Raw genomic sequence first — 501 nt, 5'->3', positions numbered from 1 at the left:
CGCCGGCGATCACCCACTGCGCGCGCTGCGACCGTCCCGGCCCGCACACCGCCTTCCACGTCGCCGCCGGCGGTGCGGTGTGCGTGCACTGCCGTCCCCCGGGGGCGGCCACACCCGCACCGGGAGTGTTCGCACTGCTCGACGCGCTCGACCGCGGACGATGGGCCGAGACCGAATCGGCCGACGCAGCGGTGCGGCGCCAGGCCAGCGGCCTCGTCGCCGCGCACCTGCAATGGCACCTCGAGCGGCAACTGCGCTCGCTGCCCCTCGTCGAACGCGGTCGCACCGAGCCTCCGATCTCCAACCGGGCTGATGACGTCGCACGGGCCGTCCGGCAGGATGGGGATCGTGATTCGACGACGTACCACGCCCCCATCGTCTGAGCGGGTGATCCGGCCGCCCGACCCGCACCCGTCGGGCGCACGGCCTCCCGTCCTGCAGCCCGAGCTGATCCCGCAGCACGTGGCGCTCGTGATGGACGGCAACGGTCGCTGGGCGCAG

Annotated in this window: 1 protein-coding gene and 1 pseudogene; both read left to right on the top strand. The window is 74.3% G+C overall.

Going from position 1 to position 501, the window contains the following annotated elements:
- Window positions 1–383, top strand: a 383-nt coding sequence (recO, locus tag R1101_RS0125340) for a DNA repair protein RecO (protein WP_016935865.1), incomplete at its 5' end; no start/stop codon positions are given.
- A pseudogene (locus R1101_RS31290) lies at window positions 349–501 on the top strand (isoprenyl transferase); the annotation flags it as partial. The gene recO and the pseudogene R1101_RS31290, both read left to right, overlap by 35 nt.

Origin of the sequence: Rhodococcus sp. R1101 (genome assembly GCF_000278445.1) — a bacterium.
GTDB classification, from domain to species: Bacteria; Actinomycetota; Actinomycetes; order Mycobacteriales; family Mycobacteriaceae; genus Rhodococcus; species Rhodococcus gordoniae.
The sequence above is the reverse complement of the archived record's forward strand: the minus strand, read 5'-3'. Positions and strand labels throughout refer to the sequence as shown.